This is a genomic window from Arthrospira sp. PCC 9901 (genome assembly GCF_059013425.1).
In genome coordinates, this window is record NZ_CP102296.1 from 2,325,279 (window position 1) to 2,349,967 (window position 24,689).

Consider the following 24,689-nt stretch of genomic DNA (forward strand, 5'->3'; position numbering starts at 1 on the left):
GCAAGTTTATCATTGATTATTGAGGGGCTAATAGCAAATTACTGAGTTGAACCCATTGTTGTAGGCTGAGGTCTTCTGCGCGGACTTGGGGGTTGATGTCTAATGTTTCCAGCAGTTGGTTTAATGTTTGCGGTTCTACCTGGCTTTTGAGGTTATTGCGTAACATTTTGCGACGGGTAGAAAATCCTAATTTAACTAGGGTCTCAAGAAGTTGCGGGTTTTGGGCGGGGGATGCTATGGGACGAGGACGCAGGCGGACTACGGCTGAATCGACTTTAGGGGGCGGATAAAAGGCTGTGGCGGGGACATGACAGATCCAGTCACATTCGGCTAAATATTGGACTCTGACTGATAAGGCTCCAAAGGCTTTGGAACTGGGTTTAGCACAGAGGCGCGCGCCTACTTCTTTCTGTACCAGTAGCACGATCGCATCAAAGGGTTTAACTGCCGGTTTAGCAATAGTTCCCAGTAACCCTTCGATGATTGGTCCGGTAATATTATAGGGAATATTCGCCACTACCTTATTGGGGTTTTGGAATTTGGGAAATCCGCTCAGGTGTGCATTCAGGTCGAAGTTGAGGATATCTCCTTGTAGCAATAGGAAGTTATCGATTTTGCCAAATTTTTTGGCTAGTTGAACACAAAGATCGCGGTCAATTTCCACAGCTACCACTGAGCTGACCTTGGGGAGTAGCCGTTCTGTTAATATACCTGTTCCCGGTCCAATTTCCAAGATGCGATCGCCCAGAGATAGATCCGCAGCTTCTAGGATATGGTTCAGGGTCGCAGGACTGCGTAGCCAATGTTGAGCAAATCGTTTCCGAGGTTGGGGGGAAGGCATAGTTCAGGTAGGTCCACGATACTGCGATGATTAGGATATCAGGAATTAGCCATCAATTGGTTGTTATTGATTCCCGTGGTCCTAGCCTAGGTCTGAGAATTTGGCGCAATTGCATCAAAGTTTACAGAAATCTCCAAGCCGACATCAAATTTTTACCCAAATTCAGATTTATGTGATATGATACCGTTCCTAGTAGATTGTTTTGTTGCCTTTTCAGTCAACACCTCAGTTCTACAATAGTTAGGTGTGAGAAGCGAGCGGAGGTCTGCTCGAGTTGCGCTTCAATCCACAAATTAAGGATGGTCAACTCATTATATGCACGCTTATTGGTGAATGATTCTAGTGATTGATAGGGTCTAACTTCTGTTAGGGATATGGCAAATATCCGACTTAATCAATCAACGGAACCAGTAGCAGAATCAGCCGCTTAATTCGGTTAGTTTGTAGAGCGGAAGATATCAAGATCCTGCTACCTCACCAATGAAAGTCCGCCGTGATTTTCAAATCTTGCGGAATTTAATTAGAGACCGATGTAGGTTCGTAGCAGTGAACCCGGCTTACGGTACTGGTGGGCTTTTACCCCTGGTGCTAAGGGGTGGGTATGCTTTGCGCTAGTTGCTTAATCAACGTATACAACAGCCATAGATTTGGATTTCTTTGCGAAGTCAACAGACAGATCAGGTGGTGTCTACTATCTAGGAGGTGAAACCAAAATTGACACCCACAAAATATGCACAATTTCTGAATTTTTTAACAGAAGACTTATCAATTTCCCAGGCTTCTATTGAGGCGGCACAGAGGGTACATAAGCGGTCAGAAGAGAAACATAAGTATCCTGATCCAAGTCCCCTATCGATGACACTTTGGCAATATGGACTTGTGACCCTTGAACAACTTGAGAAAATCTTTGATTGGCTGGCAACAGCTTATTGAGATATAAAAGCAGAAACGGGGTTTCTAGGTTTTTGATGGTCTCACCAAGATGGTCATAGAAACCCAGTTTCTGGCTATGATGGCGCTTTAACTGTCAAACTTTATTTTAGTTCAACTGTTGGAGGGTAGTTTCTAAGGCGGCGATCGCACAAAGAATATCGCGATCGCAAACAAAACCCAAATGCCCAATACGGAAGATTTTACCCTTGAGGTGATCTTGTCCTCCAGCCAAAACGATATCAAACTGTTTTCGCATGATAGAGCGCACCTTTTCCGCGTCTATAGACTCAGGAGGGCAAACCGCAGTTATAGCGGGACTAGCAGCATGATCGGGGGCAAATAGGGGCAAATTCAGGCCTTTGACGGCATCCCGTGTCATGGTCATTAAGCGATGATGACGGGCAAAAATATTCTCTAACCCCTCGGCTTTCATCATTTGCAAACTCACCTGGAGTGCATAAAACAGATTAACCGGGGGGGTAAAGGGGTTAGTATTTTTAGCTGCCGTTTTCCGGTATGGTCCCAGGTCGAAGTAATAGCGGGGTAGGTCAGCGGTTTTGTAGGCTTCCCATGCTTTAGGACTGACAGAGACAAAAGCTAGTCCTGGGGGAATCATATAACCCTTTTGGGAACCGGACCCTACCACATCTAATCCCCATTCATCAATAGGAAGATTAACAGCGCCTAAACTGGTGACTGCATCAACAATAATTAGGGCTTCCCCGTGGTTTTTGACGTGGCGGTTGATGGTTTCCAGGTCATTGAGAACCCCGGTTGAGGTTTCGCTGTGGGTGATAATGACTGCTTTAATTTGCTTTTCGGTGTCCGCTTCGAGGACTTCGCGGAATTTTTCGGGGTCTAGGGGTTGTCCCCATTCAGCGGAAATGATTTCTACATTTAACCCGTATGCTGTAGCGACTTCCGCCCAGCGATCGCCAAATTTACCGTTACAACCACATAAAACGCGATCGCCACGTTTGAGGAAATTAATAATTCCCGCTTCCATTGCACCAGTCCCGCTGGCGGTAAGGATTAAGACATCATTTTGGGTTTGGTGTAGCCATTTGAGGTTTTCTTGTACCTCCGCCATAATTTGACTAAAATCACCGCTGCGGTGTCCTATGGGGTGTTTAGCCAGGGCGAGTAATGCTTTTTCGGGTACTGGGGTTGGTCCCGGAATCATCAACATTAACTTATCATCCATTGCGGTATCTATCCGTATTTGTACTAGGTTAGGGGGAACTAAATATTCTACTGGCTTTTAAGCTCTAGCTAACATTTGTTGCAGGGCGATTTGAGGATCTGGTTGTTTAACCAGGGATTCCCCGATTAAGACGGCTTCCGCGCCAGCTTGGAGTACAATATCTAGGTCGGTGCTTTGATGCAAACCGGACTCACTGACCACCAGGATATTACTGGAGTTGATTTGCGATCGCCGTTTTTCTAATAGGGTGGTTGTGGTGTTGAGGTCTACGGTAAAATCCGAGAGGTTGCGGTTATTTATGCCAATCAGGTTAACTCCATCAAGTGCCAAAACGCGATCGAGTTCCGCGAGGGTATGAACTTCTACCAGGGCAGTCATGGTGAGCATCTTAGCAATTTTGAGAAAATATTGCAGATCCTGGTCAGACAAAATTGCTGCAATTAGCAAAACTGCATCAGCCCCATGTAGTCGTGCTAGATAGAATTGATAGGGGTAGATCATGAAATCCTTGCACAGTAGGGGCAGATCTACGGCGGCGCGGACTTTCGCGAGGTTTTCAAAGCTACCCTGAAAGAATTTTTCGTCAGTTAAAACGGAGATACAGCTTGCGCCGCCAAGTGAGTAACTTTTAGCGATCGCCACACAGTCAAAATCTTCTCTAATTATGCCTTTACTAGGGGAGGCTTTTTTCACTTCTGCGATAACGGCGGGACGGGTAGCCGACGTTTTTAGCGCCCCCAGAAAATCCCGACAGGGGGGGAAGTCCATGACCCGTTTTCTTAATTCTAGTAATGATAAGCGATCGCGTTTTTGGCTAACTTCCTTTTCTTTTTGCCAGACTATTTCTTCTAATATATGGCGTGGTTTAGCTTCTGGTGTCGCTATTTGGTAACTGAGGTTAAGGACATCAATGGAAGGGTTAGGAGAATGGCGGCGAATTTCGATCATAGTTTCCGTAAAATCATCATCAGCTATCTAAGAATTATATGTGGAGTCCGCCCATAGTATACTGACAGAATTTTAACCAATCACAGTTGGGAGGATAGGGAGGAAAACCCCGCCGCCAAGCTATAGTCATGACGGTGGGAGTTTCCATAACTACCGGATATGTTAGGACTTATTGAATTCTAAACCGTTTTCTTCAGCATAGCGACTCATAAATCGCATAAACCTATCCCACTCTTCAGGGCTTCTCATTAAGTAAGTCGCCTCAATATCAGTAGCTTTACCATTAATGAATTTTCCCTTAACTTCACGAGTGGTAATTTCCCCTTCCTCGTCAATCAAATACATCCCAGTAATTTCCTCAGTCGCATCATCAGCCAAAGCCTTGGGATTTTGGAAACGAAATGTAGCCGTTCCTTGGCTACCATCTCGGGAACGAGTCAGTCGCACATCTGGGATTACTTCTTCGTCAACTCCCCGTGAAAATTGAATTGAAGCCATAAATAACTATGCAGTCAAATACTAAACATTTGCCAGCTTAACATTTTTCGATCGCCCCTGTCTGCCTAAAAAAATCCGACTCTGGGGCTAACTGCATATCACATTTTACGAAATTTGTCAACCCCCAAATGGGAATCCCACGCCATGACATGATCGGAATATTTAGCGTGGGAGTAGGTTAGTTAGTAGCCGCCGGGTTCTTCCTCATATTCCGGCATTTTCTTTTTGTCAGGAATATTGACACGGGGGGCTTTATAAGGTTTAGGGGTTTCATCATCAGCCCAAGCATCAGACTCCACATCATCCTCATATTCATACTCATATTCTCGGGCATAGAGACGTTCTTGGCGGGGCGCTTCTATCGGCACATATTCCGCATCATCATAATCATCCCGTTCAGCATCTCCCCAGTTATCATCTTCATAATCATCATAAACTGGTTCAGGCTGTCTAACGGGGGGAGGGGCGATCGCCTCTTGCCAGGTTTCTTCTTCTTCCCAGGCTTCCTCAACCGGGGCGGGGGTGCGATATTGTTGTTGTGGTGGTGCTTGAGGAACACCAGTACCCAATTGGTTAGCAGGTTTAACCGTGGGGGGATAATACATTCCTTCTTCTTCGCGGTTCCAGGGTGCTTCACCCAGTCCGAGACGTTCCAGAACACCGACCGTCAACTGTTGAAGTTGATCTTCCGAGCCTTCAAAGACAATTAAGCGGTTCGGACCACTACTAACGATCGCATCTATGGAAAGTTCATAGGTACTAATAACCTGATCTGGAATTTGTGGAAAACCCAGAGAGGCAATAATAATGGATTCGAGCTTACCATCACGGGTATCGAAGCGGAAGCCCCGCACTCGTCCGAGGGGTTCTCCGGTTTCTGTAATTACCTCACTGTTGATCAAATCGCTGTAACCTTCTATATCAACATCATCTTCAAGAACCTGGTCGTTATCCACCAAGATCACGTCGCCGATCTCACAGATCCTGTTGAGATAGATGTATTTAGGGAGTCCAGCCACAGCCAGAAAATTGTCTCGCAACCCCAGGGCTACAATTTCTCGTCGGTCCACATCAACCCACAACTGGCTAACGACTCCTAGTCGCTTACCGCGATCGCGGGTAATCACTTGAGTGCCGAGAAGATCGGAACGTTGGCGGATATGTTCAGATGTCATACTTGGCTAAATTTAATTCCAAACGTAAATATATGTTACCGGGTCAACTTACTACAGTTTGATACCCAGAACCTGAGTATAAGCCCCCCTAGCTTGTGTGACCCCAGGTCTGCTGGGAGGCTTCCATCATTGGGCGACGCAGACTAACCACAATAAACTGGGCTTGTTCTGCTTCTCCTTTAATCATTTTAGCTAATAGTTCCACATTTGCCCCGTCGAAGAACATATCGACCTCATCGAAGGCATAAAATGGGGAGGGTCGGTAAGGCTGGAGGGCTGTTAGGGACTTCTCCCCTCCCGACATATAAGCCATGTAGGTTGGGTTTCACCCAACTACTGGGTAGGTTGGGTGAAACCCAACATCACTGATAGGGTGAAACCCAACATAACTGAGAGATGTTGTTGTTGGGTTCCGTACCTCCACCCAACCTACTAAATAGGCGATCGCCTTACCTCCTGGGTAGGTTGGGTGAAACCCAACATAACTGAGAGATGTTGTTGTTGGGTTCCGTACCTCCACCCAACCTACTAAATAGGCGATCGCCTTACCTCCTGGGTAGGTTGGGTGAAACCCAACATAACTGAGAGATGTTGTTGTTGGGTTCCGTACCTCCACCCAACCTACTAAATAGGCGATCGCCTTACCTCCTGGGTAGGTTGGGTGAAACCCAACATAACTGAGAGATATTGGTGTTGGGTTCCGTTCCTCCACCCAACCTACTAAATAGGCGATCGCCTTACCTCCCCACTGAGAGATGTTGGTGTTGGGTTCCCGTACTCCACCCAACCGACTAAATAGGCGATCGCCTTACCTCCCCACTGAGAGATGTTGGTGTTGGGTTCCCGTACTCCACCCAACCGACTAAATAGGCGATCGCCTTACCTCCCCACTGAGAGATGTTGGTGTTGGGTTCCCGTACTCCACCCAACCGACTAAATAGGCGATCGCCTCACCTCTCAAAAATTCGCCGCCGGAAATGCGATCGCCTTACCTCCCAAAAACTCGCCGCCGGAAATGCGATCGCCCTACTCACTTTCGAGGAATTCGAGGAAAGCGCAGGAAAGATTTTTATAAAATTCAGGAAACCATAAAATGAATCCCACCAATCCGCCTATTCCATAACATATTGTTATTATGGTTAATCCTAGCGCTGCATCAGAGGCTCCGGCCGCCTCAAACACCAAATATAAAAATAGACCCGCACAAGCACCCAACATTGCAAAAAAACCAGCGGCCGTCCATAACACAAAAATATTTACTAAAATAGCAAATACCAAACATAAGAAACGTGATAACACAGGGGTTCTTGCCATAAAAACGACTATTCAAACTAAAATTAAAATCGCATTAAAAACCCACATAACATCACCTCAATTGCTGTCTATTATCTTCAATCTACCTGATGATAAAGTTTTCGGGTTTAGCGATATCTAAGTCTCCTCAGACTTCAGTCATAAGACAGAAGAGAATAATATTGAGTCCTCAATTGTTTAGAGATATGTCCAGTATGGTTAATGAATTTGCAATTGTCAAGTATAGTGAAAATTTTTGTGACTTATTGTAAAGTAAAATACATTAAATCACCTTTTAGGAAATGCGATCGCCTTACCTCCCCACTGAGAGATGTTGGTGTTGGGTTCCCGTACTCCACCCAACCGACTAAATAGGCGATCGCCTTACCTCCCCACTGAGAGATGTTGGTGTTGGGTTCCCGTACTCCACCCAACCGACTAAATAGGCGATCGCCTTACCTCCCCACTGAGAGATGTTGGTGTTGGGTTCCCGTACTCCACCCAACCTACTAAATAGGCGATCGCCTTACCTCCCCACTGAGAGATGTTGTTGTTGGGTTCCGTACCTCCACCCAACCTACTAAATAGGCGATCGCCTTACCTCCCCACTGAGAGATGTTGTTGTTGGGTTCCGTACCGACCTGGGTAGGTTGGGTGAAACCCAACATCACTGAGAGATGTTGTTGTTGGATTCCCCTCCTCCACCCAACCTACTAAATAGGCTCCGCGCCGGAAATGCGATCGCCCTACTCACTTTCGATAAATTCGAGCTGGGTAGGTTGGGTGAAACCCAACATAACTGAGAGATGTTGTTGTTGGGTTCCGTACCTCCACCCAACCTACTAAATAGGCTTCAAAACATAAGGAGATCATCTCTTAAATCACTAACAAACATATGCCCTGGAGAATGCGTAATTGCTAATTCAGGCTTGGCTCTAAGAATTGCAGTCTGTGTTGTCACTCCACAAGCCCAAAACACAGGTATTTCGTCATCGTAAAGTTTAACCGCATCCCCATAATCAGGTTTTGCCAAATTCTTGATACCTATGGTTTCCGGATTGCCAATATGGATAGGAGAACCATGTGCTTTGTAATATTGGCTAGTTACTTCCACCGCACGAACAACATGGTTAAAGCGAAGAGGGCGCATAGAAACAACTAAGGGACTAGAAAACGCCCCGGTTGGCATACACTCAATATCTGTTTTGTACATAGGAACATTCTTTTGTTCCTCTATATGTCGAACTGGCAATCCAATATTCAACATAGCATTTTCAAAAGAAAACGAACAACCAATTAAAAATGCGACTAAATCGTTTCGCCAAAATGGTGTTATATCAGTCGTTTCTTCAACTAACTCACCATAGCGAAAAACTCTGTAGCGTGGAAGATCAGTCCTGATATCTGCTCCTGGACTAATTATTTTAGGTTCTGGACTGCCAACATCTGTTACATCGAGAACAGGACATGGTTTCGGGTTCCGTTGGCAGAAAAGTAAAAACTCAAATGCTAAAGAGTACGGCAATACAACTAAGTTAGCTTGAACAAAACCTAATGCCAAACCAGGAGTGGGAGATGTAAAGCTTCCATCTTTGCAAAGTTGACGTATTTCGTGAGGAAGAGAATAGCTATCTAACAATTTAAGAACTCCTCAGTAAATTCGTTTGTTTTGCGGTGTTTTTATATTATCAGGAGTTGTGCGAGACTGTCAATTTCCCAAATATTGCCTTACCTCCCAAAAACTCGCCGGCGAAATGCGATCGCCCTACTCACTTTCGATAAATTCGAGCTGGGTAGGTTGGGTGAAACCCAACATAACTGAGAGATGTTGTTGTTGGGTTCCGTACCGACCCCCAACCTACTAAATAGGCGATCGCCTTACCTCCCCACTGAGAGATATTGGTGTTGGGTTCCGTACCTCCACCCAACCTACTAAATAAGCTCGCCGGCGAAATGCGATCGCCCTACTCACTTTCGATAAATTCGAGCTGGGTAGGTTGGGTGAAACCCAACATAACTGAGAGATGTTGTTGTTGGGTTCCGTACCTCCACCCAACCTACTAAATAAGCTCGCCGGCGAAATGCGATCGCCCTACTCACTTTCGATAAATTCGAGCTGGGTAGGTTGGGTGAAACCCAACATAACTGAGAGATGTTGGTGTTGGGTTTCGTACCGACCCCCAACCTACTAAATGAGAGATGTTGGTGTTGGGTTTCACCCAACCTACTAAATGAGAGATGTTGGTGTTGGGTTTCGTACCGACCCCCAACCTACTAAATGAGAGATGTTGGTGTTGGGTTTCACCCAACCTACTAAATGAGAGATGTTGGTGTTGGGTTTCACCCAACCTACTAAATGAGAGATGTTGGTGTTGGGTTTCACCCAACCGACCCGGTACGATCGCCTTACCTCTAAAAACACTTACGATAATTTGATACCCAGAACCTGAGTATAAGCCCCCCTAGCTTGTGTAACTCCAATCGTCCGCTGGGAGGCTTCCATCATGGGGCGACGCAGACTAACCACAATAAACTGGGCTTGTTCTGCTTGTCCTTTAATCATTTTAGCTAATCGTTCCACATTCGCTCCGTCCAAGAACATATCCACCTCATCGAAGGCATAAAATGGGGAGGGTCGGTAACGCTGGAGGGCAAAAATAAAACTTAGCGCCGTTAGGGACTTCTCCCCTCCCGACATAGAAGTTAGTCGCTGTACAGGCTTACCCTTGGGGTGAGCCACTAAATTTAGACCGCTATTAAAGGGGTCTTCTGGGTCATCAATTTGTAAATATCCATCTCCCTCCGACAATTCGGCAAAAATGGTTTGGAAGTTTTGGTTAACTGCATCAAAGGCTTCCTGAAAAGCGCGACGGCGGAGGGTGGTAAAGTTTTCAATGCGTAATAGTAGTTCTGTCCTCTCAGCTTCTAGGGTAGCCAATTTTTGGCTTAACTCCTCTAGGCGGGTAGTGGTACGTTCGTACTCTTCCAAGGCTAACATATTCACGGGTTCGAGATCTTCCATGGCTTTGGTGAGGGATTTAATCTCTCGTTGGAGGGTAGCTAGATCCAGTTTTTCGGGAATGGTGGGTAGTGGGTCGGGAAGTTCAGCTTTTTGGGTTTCTAGCTGTTGCTGTTTAATGTTGAGTTGTTCACGCCGTCCCTGTTGGGTTTCCTCAAGTTTCTGGATCTGCCATTCCAACTGCGACTGGGCGGTGTGCATTTCGCGCAGTTGTGCTTCAGAGCGATCGCGTTCTTGTTTTGTTGTCCCCAAACGTTGCTCAACCTGGGAGATGGCTGCGCGGGTTTGGCTAATTTGGTTATTGATGGTGGTGATGCGGTTTTGGGTGTCCGTGATTTGTTGGTTAAGGGACTGTTGCTGCTGCTGGAAGTCGGCGGCGCGGAGATGGTCGGCTGCTAATTTTTCGCCCAGGGCGGCTGTAGTGGTCTCAATGTACCCTAACCGCTGTTGAACCTCTCGCAGAGCGGTTTCTTGGGCTTGTAGGTGCGCTTCTTGTTGGCGGAGGCGAACTTGTATCTGTTGCCATTCCGTGTGGCTGTTGGTTCTTTCCAATTGGGCTAGGGTTTCCCGATCGCTTTGTAGTTGTTGTTCTGCGGCGGGAATGGTGCTATCTAGTGCTGCTAGACGTTCCCTGGCGGTGGATAATTCTTGCTGGGCGGTGTTTAGTTGCGATCGTGTTTGTTCTATAGTCGTGGTGATAGCCACAATTTGGGACTCGACTTGAGCCACAATTTGGGTAGCCTCTCGCAGATTTTGTTTAGCCTCGATTAATTCCGCAGAACGTTGTTTAACAGTTTGTGTGCCTTCTGTAATAGCTTGATGGCAACGGGTGAGGATACGTTCTATTTCCGCTAATCTTTCTTTGAGAGAGGCGATCGCACGGGCGGTGGCACTAACTTGATCATCTACACTACCAAAGTGCAGGCTAGAACGGGATGTGCTACTACCCCCTGTCATGGCTCCACTAGATTCTAACAATTCCCCATCTAATGTCACCATCCGATATTGTCCCAGATAGCGCCGGGCTTGATTTAGGGACTTAAATACTAAGGTTGTGCCAAAGACATATACGAAAATGTGATGATAACGGCGATCGTATTCAATTAAATTTACCGCCAGGTCTACTAAGCCATCCAGGGAGAGCCGAGTATAAGTTTCCATTCTCTCTGATGATGGTCTGATTTTGTTGAGGGGGAGAAACGTAGCCCGTCCGGCTTTTTGTCGTTTCAACAGGGCGATCGCTTCCGCGGCCACCGTATCATCTTCTACCACTAAATGTCCTAATCTACCTCCCGCCGCAATTTCTAGGGCTAGTTGGTATTGAGGTTCTACCCTTCCCAACTGACAGACCAAACCACAGACCCCAGTTAACCCCGCTTTTTGAATCGCCATAGTCGCATAGGTCCCCGCCGCCTCCGATCGGGCTTGTTGTTCAGCTTCTAGGCGGTCTAGCTTGCGTTGACGTTCCCGCTGTTCTTCTAATAAGCGGTTAAGGGTGTCTTGTTGGACAGACAGATCTTCTTCTACCGCCGTAACTATCCGCGAGAGAGACTCTACCTGAGCGGCGGCGCTGCTAACCCCACTGGTTGCCCTTTGCAGGGTTTGCTGGTGGGTAGTTAATTCCCCTTGTAAAGATTCTAGCGCCTGTTCCCTTTCCTGGGTTTGGCGCGCCAACTGTTCCGCCCTCTCCCGCAGTCTCGCTTGTTCTGTCTTTTGGGGGTTCAGGCTTTTTTGCAAGGCTTCTATTTGGCGGTGTAGGTCCGTCTGTTGTACCATCCAACTTTCCGCTTGGTTGGCTATTTGGTCCGCTTCCCTACGGGTTTGGTTAAGGCTAGTTTCTGCCACATGGCGATCGCTTTCCCGTTGTTGTTCTAACTCGGTTTCCGTCTTTTTTTGGGCTTGCAAATTAGCCAGGGTTTGGCTATGTTCTTCAATAGCCGCTTGAGTTTGTCGGAGCTGCTCACTCGCCTTTTGCGCCGCCGTTTCCAATTCCCGCCGCCTCTGCTGGCGAGAAGCCAATTCCGCTTCCTGGGTAGCCAGGGTTGACTGGAGTTGCAGCAGTTCCTCTTCCCCCATGGCTTTTACTAGAGCGTTTAATGCTTCCAGGGTAGTGGTTGCTTGTTTAATTTGGCTTTGCTGCAACTGGAATTGTTCCGTCAATTCACTATGACTGCGATCGCCTGCTTCGATTTGTTCTCGCAGTCGCCAGAGTTGTTGTTGTAGGGTTTGGTAGTTTAGTACCGCGTACCAAAGGCTTTTTTCGTGTAATTCAGCCTTGAGTTTTTGATACTTTTCCGCTTTGGCGCGGTCCTTAGCCAGGCGATCGCGTTGGCTAATAAGTTCCTGTTCAACTATGCGGCTACGTTCCTCCCGTTCCTTCACTGTATCCAGTTTTTCCCGCGCTAGAACAATTTTGCGATCGAATTGTGCCACTCCCGCCAGTTCGTCGATAATTTCCCGCCTTTCCCTGGGTTTCATCGTGATAATACCCGTCACGTCTCCCTGAAGCACCACGTTATAACCTTCTGGGTAGATCCGCAGACGGTTTAGTTGTTCGTGTAGTTCTGTTTGCGTACAGGGTTCCCCATTAATGTAGTAGGTGGAGGTATAAGTTCCCTGTTTCGTCACCCGCAATTTCCGGGTCACACTCCATTCCCCCTCAGCTACCAGTCCCCTTGCTCCCGTTTCTCCCTCCCCTTCCAGTTCCGTCGGTTCCTCTTCTAGTTCTGCAAATGTTAGGTCTGATAGGTCAAAGGTAACCGTAACCCGAGTTTCTACCGTCGTTTTCCGGCTTTGGGAATTATTCACCAAATCAGGTAATCTTTCCGCGCGCATTCCTTTCGAGGAAGACAGACCTAGCGCGAATAATAGAGCATCAAGAATGTTGGATTTCCCAGAACCATTCGGTCCAGACACCACAGTAAACCCCGGTAGCAGGGGAATTGATGTAGTGCCACCGAAGGATTTAAAGTTGGTAAGTTCCACGCGCTTAATGTGAACCATTGAGGCTGGTTAAGATTGCCAATCAGGTATTATAGGGGTTTACCCATTAGGGTAGCATATATGGTTAGTGGCTTTTTCCGTAATCGTGCTAACATGGGGACCTGTGAAAGGCTAGGAAGGTAGATTATGGAAGATACGGCCCTACTTGATGGGATTATCGGCTTTTTGGCGATCGCTATTTTGGTCGGGGGTCTCATTTTACTGTTTCAAGGGGTTTCTTCGATTAAGTAGGATATCAACTGGGAGTTAATTGATTAGTATGTCCGAGGTCGAGTTCCAACAAATTACCCTCGAAAATCCTGATTTTGCCAAGGCGATCGCACTCTATCAACAGAGTTTTTTACCCCAGGAAATCATCCCCATTCCCATCATATCCCGGTCTCTCAAGTTGGGCAAGATTCAACTATGGGGGGGATATTATCAGCAGGAATTCGCCCTGATGTCCATTGTCCATCCTCTCCCAAATTCCGAATTTGTTTTGTTAGGATATTTAGCCACCGTTCCCCATTTAAGAAACATTAAAATCGGTTCTCGGTTTTTAGAGTATATTATCAATGTGGTTCAACAGGATGACAAATCACTTATCCTAGAGGTGGAACATCCCTATTTTGGCGACAATCGCCAGTTAAAACAGCGCCGCGTTGCCTTTTATCGAAGGTTAGGCGCTAAAATCTTTCAGGATATTATCTACATTTTGCCTGTCTTAGATGGCACTAAAACCACCGAAATGATGTTAATGATTATCGGCGAAAAACATCATGACAAGTTACCCCAAACCCTTGTACAGCAGTTAATCCGCGACTTATATTCAGAGGTCTATAACTGCAATCCTGATGACTCGATTTTTAATTGGATTGCAGATATAAAACACGACATTAATTTGGTTAGTTAGTCGTCATTGTAATTACCTGTGATAATAGGGCGGGTCAATTAATCATTAATTATCAAACCGAAAGGCGGCGGGGAGAGATAATTGTGGGAAAGGTTTAACCTCAGCCGGTTTAGCCGAATGTCCGTTTTGGGATGCGGGGTTAGATTCATCCGAGGCTAACACCTCTCGAAGGAGACGAGCGATCGCTCTTTGGGCTAAATCTCCCGCGACCTGCTGACTCAAATCTCGGACTTCCGGTTTTCCTAATAAGTTGGGAACCCGCTGGACTAATAGCATGGGGTCGAAACCTTTAGTTTCCTGAAGAATAGCAATAATCCGCTGAACATGATCAAGATTTTTGCTATCAGTTTCTGATACTGGCTTGACCGGTGTTTTAGTCTTAACCCCCATCCATTGAGCAATAGTCCTTTGTGCTTTAGCGATCGCACTTTGGGAAGCCAAATCAATATTATTAACCAGTTCCCGCGCCAGATTTTCTCGGATAAACTCTCCTCTTTCCGAGAACAGGAAATCTAAAGTCTGATCCAGAACCTTATTGATATCATAATCATCGCTATTTTTAGCATTTTTCAGCAAATTTTCCAAACGATTCCACCGGAAGGAACCATCTTTAAATAGTAGTAGGCGCAGAGAAGTTCGCAACTCTGGCGATGGGTCACTTAACAAGCGTTTGGCTACATAAGGATAGGCTTTGCTGAGAACTTTAAAATTGGGGTCTACATTAATCGCAATTCCCTCTAAAGTTACCAGCGATCGGATAATTAACGCATAATAAGCCGGAACCTTAAACGGGTACTCATACATCAAAGCCGAAAGTTCATCGGTAATGCTTTTAAAATTCAACTCGGCTACACTAGCACCCAAAGCATTATTAAAAACTTCCCCTAACGCTGGGATAATCGGGGTTAGGTCAGTGTCAGGACTCAAAAACTCTAGCTTTACATAGTCGTTGGCTAAACCTTCAAAATCCCGATTAACTAGATGCACCACCGCTTCTAGTAGACCATAACGCTGATAGGGTTTAACCTCGCTCATCATCCCGAAATCGAGATAAACTAACTTGCCATCTGGACTAGCCAGCAAGTTTCCGGGGTGAGGGTCAGCATGAAAAAAGCCATGTTCTAGGAGTTGACGGAGGGAACATTGCACCCCCACTTCAATTAAATAACGAGCATCAATTCCCTGAGCCGCAATTTCTTCTAAATTCGTGAGCTTCGTTCCCGTTACCCACTCCATTGTTAACACCCGCCGTCCGGTATATTCCCAATAGATACGGGGTACATAAATATCTTTTAAATGTCCGTAGAGTTCTTGGAAGCGTTCCGCATTATGACCTTCTTGGTTGTAGTCCATTTCTTCATAAATGCGACTCCCCAACTCATCCATAATCGCTACTAAGTCGCTGCGAATAAATTTCAAGTTATTATTCGCCCAAATTGCCAAAGTTCGGAGAATATAAATATCTAGTCCTATTCTTTCGCACAGGTCAGGACGTTGAACCTTAACGGCTACAGTTTCACCTGTTTTCAGTTTGCCTTTATAAACTTGTCCCAGGGACGCGGCGGCGAGGGGGTCGCGGCTAAGTTCAGCATAGATGTTTTCTGGTCGATCGCCTAATTCCTCTTCAATAAACCGATAGGCTACTTCGTTGGGGAAGGGGGGTAATTGGTCCTGGAGTTTGGTTAATTCCTCAAGATATAGTGGCGCTACTAAATCAGGACGGGTTGATAAGGCTTGTCCGATTTTGATGAAGGCTGGACCGAGTTCCGTCAGCAGGTTTCGCAGTTGAATGGCTCGTTTTCGCTGATTACGATCGCCTCTAGCAAATCGGCGATCGCTCCAAATTCCCCAATACCAAAATCCTAGTTTCCAGATAATTGACAATAGCCGACCCCAAACCTCAAAAATCCGCGAACGATAATGATTGGCGATCGCTTCGGGGTCATAACGCAATAAGACATCCTCCGAGTTGGCTGGTGTATCTATGGTTTCCGAGAAGTTCACATCAATGGCCTCGGTTTCGAGTGCTTTCGGCGTTAGTGAATTGGAGTCAGCCTCGGACAATGTAGGCAACACTGGTTTAGCTGTCATGTAAATCTTGGTTAGGGTCTGATTGTGATTGTAAACTATCTTAACAAATTTTCAGCTAAAGTTCTAACCGTGTTGAATTGACTCTCGCATCAATCTATGACATAGATTAAGTAAATGACTACGGCTGTTGACGGGAACCCTGGGAGGAGGTGATTCGGAGTTTGGCCAATCTTTTAAGTCAAAACAGGGACAGCAGGGTGTTGGCATACCGTGAATGCGGACCGGAATAGGTATTGCACACCTAGCGCAGTCCATGATTTCCCATTCTGGTGTCAGCAGTTCTGCTATGGTCTCATTGGTTCCCTCTAGGTAGCAGTCGCCAGACTCTGGACTTAAAATTTGTTCCCAGCACTTCTCGAATTCTTGGCTATAGCGATCGCCTGTAATCGTGGGTAATGGTAGTTGAGTTTGGTTGCCGTTATTCAGGACAACTTTTTTGCCTAACTGAAACCAGTAGGCTAGATATTGTTTGACTTGGTTTTCGGAAGCCATAATTTTTGATCCTGGTTGCCATTTATCTTTGCCAATTGGGAGAATTTCTGACTCCTATTGATTATTTTAGCTTAAAAAAGATGATATTCTGGAGATTCAAACCTTTAATAATATTTAAGTTTTGGCAGGAATGACTAATCATTGATTGTCAATACTGTAGCAATACCAATCAGTATTTTTACGGATGAGTTGAACCGTATAACCAGATTGGACCAGGGAATTTTCCGTAATTTCCACATTGTCTAGTTTATGGTATGCGGCTTAAAATGAATTTACTGGCAACAGTAGACAGTTGTTGCTAACAGCCCAATTAACGAGGACTCTTAGGATGAGTACGGCTTTCTCGGTTTTAGACCTAGCCAAACAAGGAGATATTAATGCGATCGCTACATTAATTAAAAACAAACTAGAATCGAAAGGTATTCGGGTAAAGTTCGACTGTGTTCAAGGAGATATTAAGTTATTTTTAGAATCTTCCCAACTGGGAGGAAAAACCGTAGGGGATGCTGTTTATAAGTATGTGGAAGCCAGCAAGTTTAACTTACAGTCTATTAACTATATAAAAATCTATAAGACGAATGAAGGTCGTTGGAAATTAGTTTATCGAGTCGAAGTTGAGCAGAAGAAGACTGACAATGTAATCCCGTTAAAATTCAACTCCCCACCGACTCTTAGCACACCAGAAATAAACGGTAATTCTTCCGACTTACTCCCTCTGAAACAAGACTTGGAGCAGTTACACGAATCTGTCAAAACTGAAATTAACCGTCTGTCTAAAATTTCATCCCAATTAGAAAGGGTGTTACAGGTATTAGAACCTAAGATTCCTTCACCTGAACCCGTAAAAACCAACCAAGAACCGACCGAATTAATTAACTGGCTAGAAAAACTGGAGATTAAAGTTAACAGTAGTAATCAACCGAGTGCTTCAGATGATGTGCTAAATCAACTAGCTGATATCATTGGTAATAACTACCAAAATTTAAGCAAATTACATCAAGCGATCGTCCAAAGTATTTGTAGCAGAAGTCCTTTTCATCTCAACTTATCAAATAGCAGTCAACCAGAGATATCGCAATCGACACAATTATGTAATAGGCTAAGTCGTCTCAGCTTTCTGTCAACCTATCACTATAATAAAAATAGTAGAACCATTTCCGGTCAAGTTGACCCCCAAGGACAAATCATAAATTTCTTTAATGGTATTTGGTTTGAGAAGTTTATTTACCGAAAAATCACCAATTTATTTAATGAGTATAATCTGAGCTATCAATACTTAATTAATCCCAAGCTAGAATTTGCCAATGGAAATGTATTTGAGTTAGATTTTCTATTTTGGGTTAACCAACAAGTTCTCTGGGTTGAATGCAAATCAGGTAAAAATTATAACCAGACTATTAGTACCTATGAGGAGCATAGAAATTCCCTAGAATTACCGAAAGAATCGTCGATGATGGTATTATTACAAGCAGATGCACAACAAACAAAGGACCTGACTACACTACGTGGCTTAACCATTGTGAATCCTGATAATTGCATTGATCAAATTAAACAAACTCTCAACTTAGGTAGTTAAGAGTCAGTCAGAATCAAATTTTTTAAGTTTGGGGTTAGGTACTAAAGTCCGCCTGATTAGCGGTTAACACATCCCTAGGATTTCCATGGACTTTTCTAGGACTTCATCAGGGTCAAAAGGCTTAGTCATATACAAATTTGCTCCCACCTTTTCACCCTGTTGTTTATCAAATTCCTGACCTTTAGCAGTGAGCATAATCACAAAAACATCAGATAATCCCAGTTCATTTTTGACGGCGTTACAGACATCAAAACCATTCATTTTCGGCATCATCACATCCAGAAAAATTAAATCCGGCTTTTGTTCTTTGATAATGGCTAACGCCGCCTCACCATTATCAGCAATTAATAATTCTACACCCTCATCTTCTAGTTCTTCCAAAGTTTGTTGAAGCAAGAGCCTGATATGAGGTTCATCATCTACAATTAAAATACTTGGTGACATCAGCTTGTCCCTAAACTCATCAATATAACACTTCAAAGACTTCTATCTTATTTTTTTTTCCTTTGAGCTTAACAATACCCACCTCTTTAAAAGAGAAATCATTTTGTGTTGCATCATATATACTACGTCCTACCAGTATTTGTCTACCCTTGGCCAAAGATTGTAATCGAGAGGCCACATTAACCTGATCTCCGATCGCAGTATAATCAACATGATGGGGGGAGCCAATATTCCCGACGACCACTTCGCCGGAACTAATACCAATTCCGGTATGAAAATTGTCTCTAATCCAATCATTAGAGATTTGTTGTAAGCGATTTTGCATTCCAATGGCGGCTTCTATGGCTCGTCGTTCACAATTAGCCAGACTAGCGGGAGCGCCAAACATACAAACTATCATATCTCCGACAAACTTATTGACAGTCCCCCCATGTTCAAAAATGACATTAACCATCTCTTCAAAATAAATATTCAAATATTCGACAATTTTTTCCGGTGGCAATTCTTCGCACTTGGTGGTAAAATCGCGGATATCAGAAAATAAAATCACTAAATTTTTGCGGCAGTTTTTCAGCAAATTTTCATCTTTGGAGTTAATCAAAGCCTCGACTAACTGAGGTGACATATATCTTTCCAAATTGCTTTTAATCCGTTCTTCCTGCAATCGATATTCATGAAATCGGATATTTTCAATAGCATTGGCCGCCTGAGATGCGATCGCTGTCAATAACTTTAAATCACTAGCATTATAGGAGACAGCTTGAGTGCTAAATAACACAATAAACCCAATAATCCGGTTTTGATGTTTGAGAGGCGAAAATAACAGAGCCGATATTTGGGAAGCCATGAAAGCAAAGCGAAAATCATAAGCAATATTATTAATAATTTCCGGCTGAGTAAAATCAAAAATAGCATCGCCAATTTTCTCAGCTAAGAGGTAACTAAGTGGGGAGTCCTCCCCAGATACTACAATCATTTCGCACTGGTGATTATGTTGATGATCCTCGTGACAATTCATCACAAAACCGCCAGTAGCTCGAATGGCTTGCATAGCTTCTTCTAAAAGCAGTAAAGACAAAGATTTCTGATCCAAAACCGCACTCAATTTTTCAGAAATTCGGTAAAGTAGATTAATTTCCTTGTACCTTTCCAAGGTTTCATGAGCCAAAGTTTTTCGTTCCCATTCTCGATTAACTAAATAAGTGAGGAGAGAAGCGACTGTGGCGGCTTGTCGATCGCCTTCCACCCAACCAATAGATTGATTATGAAGTAAAATCGGATAAGTTTCACTATCTATTTCTTGAAAGTCCCCTAACAGACAATTTCCCTCATGATCAAAAATCGAAATTGAGCCATTATTCAACTTAACAATTTCATCGATAATTGAGGCAATATCAGGAAAACGTAAAATTTGTTTAAGTTTAATCTTCATGGCTGCTACGGGAGTCTTCTAACAAAAATAGAAAGATATTAGCTAGTTCTTTTTCAAACTTAAAGCTACGGACTAAATTATACTTTTTGGAAAATTCCGCATTAGCAATAACTAAATCTGGTTTCATGGCTCGAATTTGAGGCAAAAACTCTTCCTCCCCTTGGGTCTGAGATACAAGATAACCTTGAGTTTTTAGGACTTCATTTAAAATCTCAAGGGTAGAAATATCGCGATCGACAATTAACACCCGTTTAGGAGACTCTCCACGAGCAAACAAAGATTTAACTTCTTGTAATAAAGTTTCTTGAGCCACTGGCTTAGTTAGGTATTTATCAACCCCTACCTGATAGCCACGACTAACTGAGTCATCAGCGGAGACAACCAAAATAGGAATATGCTGAGTTTCCGGGTCATGTTTTAAAATAGCCGCCACATCAAAACCATTAATCTCCGGCATAATAATATCAAGAATTACTAAATCTGGTGGATTTTGTTTAATTTGACTAATGGCTTCTCGACCATCTTTCGCCAAGCGGACATTATAGCCTTCCGCATCTAATTCTTGACGCAATAACTCTCTAATACTTGGGTCATCATCTACGATTAAGATGGTTTTTTTCTGCTCTTCTACGGACTTATTATCCTGATTTTTTTCATTAGTTAGGTGATTAATTAAAGATTGTAAATCAAGAGTTTTAACAGCGTTTTGGATATCTTGGTCATCAGGTAAAGGCAAGGTAAAATAGAAGGTACTACCCACTCCCACCTGACTTTCTACCCAAATAGACCCGCCATGATGCTGGATAATTTCTTTACAAATTGGCAAGCCTAAACCAGTTCCTTGCGGTTTATTAGTTAGGGTATTACCTACCTGTTTAAACTTCTCGAAAACCTGTTCTCTATCAGCAATATCAATCCCACAACCCGTGTCTTTTACGGAAACCTTAATCACGGAATTAACCGCCCTTAATTCTAAGGTTACATTACCATTTTCGGTGAATTTGACAGCATTAGAAATTAAGTTAATAAAAACCTGCATTAATTTATCATTATCTCCCATAATATCGGGGAGATTTTCGGGCATATTTACAATTAATTTAATGGGTCTATTATTAAATAGAGAAGTAGTGGCAGATATAGCGCGTTCTACTACGGTTTTGATAGCTAAAGGTTCTATATTCCATTCGGTCTTACCCGCTTCCATTTTGGCAATATCAAGCACATCATTAATTAGATTAGTTAATCTGATGCCTTCTGAAACAATAATATCTACATTACTAGCGACTTGATTAACGGCTCTATTGATTTTCTTATCATCAGTTTTAATGAAGGGAAAAATCACATCATCGAGTTTTTTCTGAATCAATTTAGCAAACCCCAAAACAGAGGTTAAAGGTGTTCTTAATTCGTGGGATACGGTGGAGATAAAATCAGTTTTCATCCGATCTATTTCTTTTTCGGCTGTAATATCCCTAAATAATACCACTGAACCAATATATATTAATTCTTCTGAACCTGATGGGGAAGATACCTGTTTAAGTACACCCTTAGCGACGGCTTGACCAATGCGATCGCCTTCTAATTTCACCTCTCCCCCGAAAGCATCCAGAGGTTTAGCCTTAGACTGCAAAAGCAAATCCATCACATCCCCATCAAAGGCTTCGCTGCACAATTTACCGCGTATATCCACATCTCCCAAATCAAACAAATTAGCCAAAGCGGGATTAGTGCGAGTAATTTTACCTTCCGTATCAGTGACTAACAATCCATCAGCAATGTGGTCAATAATTGAAGTCAGATTAGCCAAAGTTTCCTGAAGTTCTGCGGTAGCCATATTGACCCGTTCTTCTAAATGTTGATTAGACTCAGATAACTGTTGATTAAAATCTTTAATATCATTAATCATCTGATTAAAAGTCTTAGCCAAAATTCCAATTTCATCTTGAGTTAAAACTGGTGCTTGATAATCGAAATTTCCATCGGAAACCTTTAAAGCTGTCTCAGTAATGGCTAGAATAGGCTGGGTAATTTTGCGAGTTAACAGATAGACAGCAATCAACAGTAAACTGATAGAAGTCAACCCTAGCAATAAGATATCTTTAGCGAGGCGATTAGCGGGAGCAAAGGCTTCTTGTTGTTCCATTTCGGCAATCAAAGCCAAATTTTGCTCCTCTAACCAGGTATATACCCCAATCACGGGAATACCATCATAATTGCGATAAATACCCTCTCCGGTTTCTCCCCGCAAAGCTGCATCAATTCCGGGACTGCTAACAGCTTGGATCAGTTTTTCTTCTCCGATTTGGTGACTAGAAATCAAAGCGCTTTGGCTTTCTAAACGACCGACTAAATAAGTTTCGCCACTGTTTCCCAAACCCGCCCTTTTTCGGATAATTTCATCGATGCTATTCAGGTTCAAATCTAGTGCAATGACGGCTATACGTTGATTTTCTGGGGGTAAATTAATATTGTTGGCTGATTGCACCAATTGTTCTAGGGTAGGGCGATCGGGTTGTCCAGTTACTGGGAGTCCATAGGCATTTTGAGCGTTTTCGATCGCTGTTTGGGTTTGCAGACCCCATATATTATCAATGGAACCATTATAAAACCCTCCGTTAGCCAACAGGGTTTGAATAGCAAGGATATCGTCTAACTCTGGTATATCGAGGGTGGCGCTAGTGGAAGAGGTAGGACGAAAAACGGGGGCGGCTAGGGTGATCATGGGTCGCCCAGTTTTGGTGGAGGTGTAAAAATTAGGACGGACTCGATCGCCTGACTCCATGCTTTCAAAATAGGTAGTGGTATTACCTAGAGGTTGATAGTTTCCGATAATGGTGGGGTCGGTAGAATAGATGATAATTCCGGCGGTAGTCAGTAGGGAAATGCGATCAATTTCGGGTTTGAGGGCGAGGAGGTGAGTTAATTCTTGGTTGATGATCTCTTGGGCTTGGGCTTTTTGGGCTTGTGTGGCGTTGGGGTCTACCAGAATTGCGGCTTGAGTCCTGACGGTTAAGTTACTAGCTGTAGCTAGGGTTTCTCGGCGTTGATTTTCTGCCCATTTGTTGACCTGATGGGCTTTAAGGGAGGTGGCGACTTGCAATCGTTCAAAAACTGATTGTTGCAGGGACTCCCGCGCGCGGATGTTCACAGTAAAGCTAACCAGCCCAACGGTGACACTGGAAAGTAGAAAAAAGTAACCCACCAATTTTGACAGTAGGCTTTGATTGAGGAGTTTCATTTGTTTACCTCATGGAGACTCTGGCTATAACCTGATTCGGGTTCCTATGGTGGGCCATAAACTATTATTGCTCCCAATTGGAGAAAATTCCCTCAATTTGAGCGATCGCCCGATCCGCTGCCTGTTCTGGTGAGATACCATCAGCTACAATAGCACGGATAACCTGACCCCAAATATTATCCGATAGCACTTGAGAATAAGCCGGATTAAATGATTGTGGGAATGGCCTAGCTTGCTGATATTGCTGAACAGACGCTGAAATATGCGGATCTTCGGGATTTGTCCAAAATGGATCTTCTAATAGTTTTGGCATTACCGGAAAATAGCGTCCTTGAGCACCCTGGAGATAGGAACCTAAGTTCTCTGGTTGAATTAGATAGGATAGTAGACTTTTGGCTTGTTCCTGATTGGGGGACTCTTTAAATATAACAACCATTTTGACACTGGAAACGGAATTAAGGCGATCGCCATTTAGTTTGTTCGGCCAGTCGATGGTGACTAAATCTTGAAAATAGGTCTGGGTATCCTGACGCTGGGAACCGGGAATTGATAGGGATGGGTTAGCGGTTAAAATTGAATTTCGACTCAGGAAAGAGACGTTATTATCAGGATTTCCCCAGTCGATGGCACTAGGGGGAACATAGCCATCTTTATAAAGGTTGGTGTATTCGGTCAAGGCGTTAATCAGACCTTGACGCACCCGGGGTTCCCTAACTTGCAGTTGTCCTGTGGGGCTGATTAATTCTACACTGTGGGCGGCTAAAAATTGCTCAAAGGTGAAGTAGGTATCACTGGCGGCGGGAGACATGGGGAAACCAAAGGCGTAGATATTTTGCTGACCCTGGGAACGTAATTCGTCTTGAATGTCTTTCCAAAATTGCCAAAATCCCTCCCAGTCTTGAGGAATGCGATCGCTACTAAATCCGGCTTGTTCAACTAGGGGTTTCCAGTAGTGAATATGAATAGTTTGCTGGCTGAGGGGGGCGGCATATTTCCCAGTTTGTCGGGTGTGGGAATTCTTGTATGCTACGGATTCCAGGGCCTGCGGATCGTAAATGTTTCCCAGGGGAGTGATTATATCCGATAGATCAACCAGTTGATTATCCCACGCTAAACTAGGGATTAAGGTTTCTACTTTCCCAGTGCTAAATAACAGGTCAGGAGGATTAACTGATGCGATCGCATTATTAGTTTCTCTCAGCATATCTGCGTCACTGTAGAAGGTCAATTCTACCCGATTTCCGGTCTCATTTTCCCACTCTTGGACTAATCTCTGAATCTCTTGAGTTTCTTCTGGATAAAAACCCTGTTGCCACCAAACCCTAAATGGCCTATACCCAGCACCAGAACCCACAGACGATGGGGATGCGTTACAGGTAACTACCCCTAATGATAAGAAGAACAGAAGACCATATTTAATAAATTCTTGGCGTGTTTGCATGGTAAAATACTACCCACAACTATTGTGTCAAGTTAAATCATAACTATATCCAATTTTACCACGGAATCTATTAAGATTCTCAAGATTTGATCAGTTGACTGGATACCATAGCTGCTGGGGATTATTGCCCATCATTTAGTTAAGTTGTCTGCCGAAATATTAAGCTATA

At 44.0% G+C, this 24,689-nt stretch carries 21 protein-coding genes and 1 pseudogene; 5 read left to right on the top strand and 17 right to left on the bottom strand.

Features of this window, described 5'->3' with window-relative positions; translation table 11 throughout:
• Positions 1-16: 16 nt before the first annotated feature.
• The gene (rsmA, locus tag NLZ44_RS10145) at positions 17-841 is read right to left on the bottom strand and encodes a 16S rRNA (adenine(1518)-N(6)/adenine(1519)-N(6))-dimethyltransferase RsmA (protein WP_046320012.1); all 825 of its coding nucleotides are present in this window, start codon (positions 839-841) and stop codon (positions 17-19) included.
• Between the two features lie 714 nt (positions 842-1,555).
• Between rsmA and NLZ44_RS10150 the strand changes: the two genes are divergently transcribed.
• Positions 1,556-1,774, top strand: a complete 219-nt coding sequence (locus NLZ44_RS10150) for a DUF2949 domain-containing protein (protein WP_048894936.1) — start codon at positions 1,556-1,558, stop codon at positions 1,772-1,774.
• A gap of 106 nt (positions 1,775-1,880) precedes the next feature.
• Here NLZ44_RS10150 and NLZ44_RS10155 read toward each other — a convergent pair whose 3' ends face one another.
• From NLZ44_RS10155 to NLZ44_RS10180, 6 genes and pseudogenes are all read right to left on the bottom strand, one after another.
• Complete coding sequence (locus NLZ44_RS10155; RefSeq protein ID WP_006621244.1) at positions 1,881-2,978, bottom strand: pyridoxal-phosphate-dependent aminotransferase family protein; 1,098 nt, start codon at positions 2,976-2,978, stop codon at positions 1,881-1,883.
• 57 nt (positions 2,979-3,035) lie between these two features.
• The gene (trpC, locus tag NLZ44_RS10160) at positions 3,036-3,926 is read right to left on the bottom strand and encodes an indole-3-glycerol phosphate synthase TrpC (RefSeq protein WP_493752681.1); all 891 of its coding nucleotides are present in this window, start codon (positions 3,924-3,926) and stop codon (positions 3,036-3,038) included.
• A 162-nt stretch (positions 3,927-4,088) separates the two neighbouring features.
• A complete protein-coding gene (gene psb28 / locus NLZ44_RS10165) occupies positions 4,089-4,424 on the bottom strand; it encodes a photosystem II reaction center protein Psb28 (RefSeq protein WP_493752682.1) in 336 nt (111 codons plus the stop codon).
• Positions 4,425-4,606: 182 nt separating this feature from the next.
• A complete protein-coding gene (locus tag NLZ44_RS10170) occupies positions 4,607-5,599 on the bottom strand; it encodes a PRC-barrel domain-containing protein (protein ID WP_111893230.1) in 993 nt (330 codons plus the stop codon).
• A gap of 51 nt (positions 5,600-5,650) precedes the next feature.
• Positions 5,651-5,903 (bottom strand): annotated as a pseudogene (locus NLZ44_RS10175) (chromosome segregation protein SMC); the annotation flags it as partial.
• 21 nt (positions 5,904-5,924) lie between these two features.
• A complete protein-coding gene (locus NLZ44_RS10180) occupies positions 5,925-6,386 on the bottom strand; it encodes a hypothetical protein (RefSeq protein ID WP_493752683.1) in 462 nt (153 codons plus the stop codon).
• Between the two features lie 116 nt (positions 6,387-6,502).
• Here NLZ44_RS10180 and NLZ44_RS10185 point away from each other — a divergent pair, with 116 nt between their 5' ends.
• Together NLZ44_RS10185 and NLZ44_RS10190 are read left to right on the top strand one after the other, a co-directional pair.
• Positions 6,503-6,691: a hypothetical protein gene (locus tag NLZ44_RS10185; protein ID WP_493752684.1), complete on the top strand. Its 189-nt coding sequence runs from the start codon at positions 6,503-6,505 to the stop codon at positions 6,689-6,691.
• A 43-nt stretch (positions 6,692-6,734) separates the two neighbouring features.
• Positions 6,735-7,034, top strand: a complete 300-nt coding sequence (locus tag NLZ44_RS10190) for a hypothetical protein (RefSeq protein ID WP_048894935.1) — start codon at positions 6,735-6,737, stop codon at positions 7,032-7,034.
• Between the two features lie 121 nt (positions 7,035-7,155).
• On the opposite strand, the gene NLZ44_RS10195 is transcribed toward NLZ44_RS10190, so the two are convergent.
• The 4 genes from NLZ44_RS10195 to smc all read right to left on the bottom strand — a co-directional run bounded on the left by NLZ44_RS10195 (position 7,156) and on the right by smc (position 12,914).
• A complete protein-coding gene (locus NLZ44_RS10195; RefSeq protein WP_158536369.1) occupies positions 7,156-7,326 on the bottom strand; it encodes a hypothetical protein in 171 nt (56 codons plus the stop codon).
• 75 nt (positions 7,327-7,401) lie between these two features.
• Positions 7,402-7,560 (bottom strand): hypothetical protein, encoded by a 159-nt coding sequence (locus NLZ44_RS10200; protein WP_493752685.1) that lies wholly within the window; start codon positions 7,558-7,560, stop codon positions 7,402-7,404.
• A 185-nt stretch (positions 7,561-7,745) separates the two neighbouring features.
• The gene (locus NLZ44_RS10205) at positions 7,746-8,531 is read right to left on the bottom strand and encodes a putative hydro-lyase (protein ID WP_493752686.1); all 786 of its coding nucleotides are present in this window, start codon (positions 8,529-8,531) and stop codon (positions 7,746-7,748) included.
• A gap of 783 nt (positions 8,532-9,314) precedes the next feature.
• A complete protein-coding gene (gene smc / locus NLZ44_RS10210) occupies positions 9,315-12,914 on the bottom strand; it encodes a chromosome segregation protein SMC (RefSeq protein ID WP_493752687.1) in 3,600 nt (1,199 codons plus the stop codon).
• 259 nt (positions 12,915-13,173) lie between these two features.
• On the opposite strand from smc, the gene NLZ44_RS10215 reads away from it, so the two are divergent.
• The gene (locus NLZ44_RS10215) at positions 13,174-13,806 is read left to right on the top strand and encodes a GNAT family N-acetyltransferase (RefSeq protein ID WP_111894409.1); all 633 of its coding nucleotides are present in this window, start codon (positions 13,174-13,176) and stop codon (positions 13,804-13,806) included.
• Between the two features lie 45 nt (positions 13,807-13,851).
• On the opposite strand, the gene NLZ44_RS10220 is transcribed toward NLZ44_RS10215, so the two are convergent.
• Together NLZ44_RS10220 and NLZ44_RS10225 are read right to left on the bottom strand one after the other, a co-directional pair.
• Entirely contained in the window at positions 13,852-15,897 is a 2,046-nt protein-coding gene (locus NLZ44_RS10220; RefSeq protein WP_493752688.1) for an ABC1 kinase family protein, read from the bottom strand.
• A gap of 63 nt (positions 15,898-15,960) precedes the next feature.
• Positions 15,961-16,389, bottom strand: a complete 429-nt coding sequence (locus tag NLZ44_RS10225; protein ID WP_111892140.1) for a hypothetical protein — start codon at positions 16,387-16,389, stop codon at positions 15,961-15,963.
• A gap of 328 nt (positions 16,390-16,717) precedes the next feature.
• Here NLZ44_RS10225 and NLZ44_RS10230 point away from each other — a divergent pair, with 328 nt between their 5' ends.
• Positions 16,718-17,965, top strand: a complete 1,248-nt coding sequence (locus tag NLZ44_RS10230; RefSeq protein WP_493752689.1) for a hypothetical protein — start codon at positions 16,718-16,720, stop codon at positions 17,963-17,965.
• A gap of 63 nt (positions 17,966-18,028) precedes the next feature.
• Here NLZ44_RS10230 and NLZ44_RS10235 read toward each other — a convergent pair whose 3' ends face one another.
• From NLZ44_RS10235 to NLZ44_RS10250, 4 genes are all read right to left on the bottom strand, one after another.
• Positions 18,029-18,409: a response regulator transcription factor gene (locus NLZ44_RS10235; protein ID WP_006621258.1), complete on the bottom strand. Its 381-nt coding sequence runs from the start codon at positions 18,407-18,409 to the stop codon at positions 18,029-18,031.
• 19 nt (positions 18,410-18,428) lie between these two features.
• The gene (locus NLZ44_RS10240; RefSeq protein ID WP_493752690.1) at positions 18,429-19,841 is read right to left on the bottom strand and encodes an adenylate/guanylate cyclase domain-containing protein; all 1,413 of its coding nucleotides are present in this window, start codon (positions 19,839-19,841) and stop codon (positions 18,429-18,431) included.
• Complete coding sequence (locus NLZ44_RS10245) at positions 19,831-23,079, bottom strand: response regulator (RefSeq protein ID WP_493752691.1); 3,249 nt, start codon at positions 23,077-23,079, stop codon at positions 19,831-19,833. The genes NLZ44_RS10240 and NLZ44_RS10245 overlap by 11 nt, the downstream gene beginning before the upstream one ends.
• A 64-nt stretch (positions 23,080-23,143) precedes the next feature.
• Positions 23,144-24,520, bottom strand: a complete 1,377-nt coding sequence (locus NLZ44_RS10250) for an ABC transporter substrate-binding protein (RefSeq protein WP_493752692.1) — start codon at positions 24,518-24,520, stop codon at positions 23,144-23,146.
• Positions 24,521-24,689: the final 169 nt, after the last annotated feature.

Coding starts and splice junctions, on each gene's coding strand:
- rsmA (WP_046320012.1), bottom strand. CDS start 841: ATGCCTTCCCCCCAACCTCGGAAACGATTTGCTCAACATTGGCTACGC.
- NLZ44_RS10155 (WP_006621244.1), bottom strand. CDS start 2,978: ATGGATGATAAGTTAATGTTGATGATTCCGGGACCAACCCCAGTACCC.
- trpC (WP_493752681.1), bottom strand. CDS start 3,926: ATGATCGAAATTCGCCGCCATTCTCCTAACCCTTCCATTGATGTCCTT.
- psb28 (WP_493752682.1), bottom strand. CDS start 4,424: ATGGCTTCAATTCAATTTTCACGGGGAGTTGACGAAGAAGTAATCCCA.
- NLZ44_RS10170 (WP_111893230.1), bottom strand. CDS start 5,599: ATGACATCTGAACATATCCGCCAACGTTCCGATCTTCTCGGCACTCAA.
- NLZ44_RS10190 (WP_048894935.1), top strand. CDS start 6,735: ATGGTTAATCCTAGCGCTGCATCAGAGGCTCCGGCCGCCTCAAACACC.
- NLZ44_RS10200 (WP_493752685.1), bottom strand. CDS start 7,560: ATGTTGGGTTTCACCCAACCTACCCAGGTCGGTACGGAACCCAACAAC.
- smc (WP_493752687.1), bottom strand. CDS start 12,914: ATGGTTCACATTAAGCGCGTGGAACTTACCAACTTTAAATCCTTCGGT.
- NLZ44_RS10215 (WP_111894409.1), top strand. CDS start 13,174: ATGTCCGAGGTCGAGTTCCAACAAATTACCCTCGAAAATCCTGATTTT.
- NLZ44_RS10220 (WP_493752688.1), bottom strand. CDS start 15,897: ATGACAGCTAAACCAGTGTTGCCTACATTGTCCGAGGCTGACTCCAAT.
- NLZ44_RS10225 (WP_111892140.1), bottom strand. CDS start 16,389: ATGGCTTCCGAAAACCAAGTCAAACAATATCTAGCCTACTGGTTTCAG.
- NLZ44_RS10230 (WP_493752689.1), top strand. CDS start 16,718: ATGAGTACGGCTTTCTCGGTTTTAGACCTAGCCAAACAAGGAGATATT.
- NLZ44_RS10235 (WP_006621258.1), bottom strand. CDS start 18,409: ATGTCACCAAGTATTTTAATTGTAGATGATGAACCTCATATCAGGCTC.
- NLZ44_RS10240 (WP_493752690.1), bottom strand. CDS start 19,841: ATGAAGATTAAACTTAAACAAATTTTACGTTTTCCTGATATTGCCTCA.
- NLZ44_RS10245 (WP_493752691.1), bottom strand. CDS start 23,079: ATGAAACTCCTCAATCAAAGCCTACTGTCAAAATTGGTGGGTTACTTT.
- NLZ44_RS10250 (WP_493752692.1), bottom strand. CDS start 24,520: ATGCAAACACGCCAAGAATTTATTAAATATGGTCTTCTGTTCTTCTTA.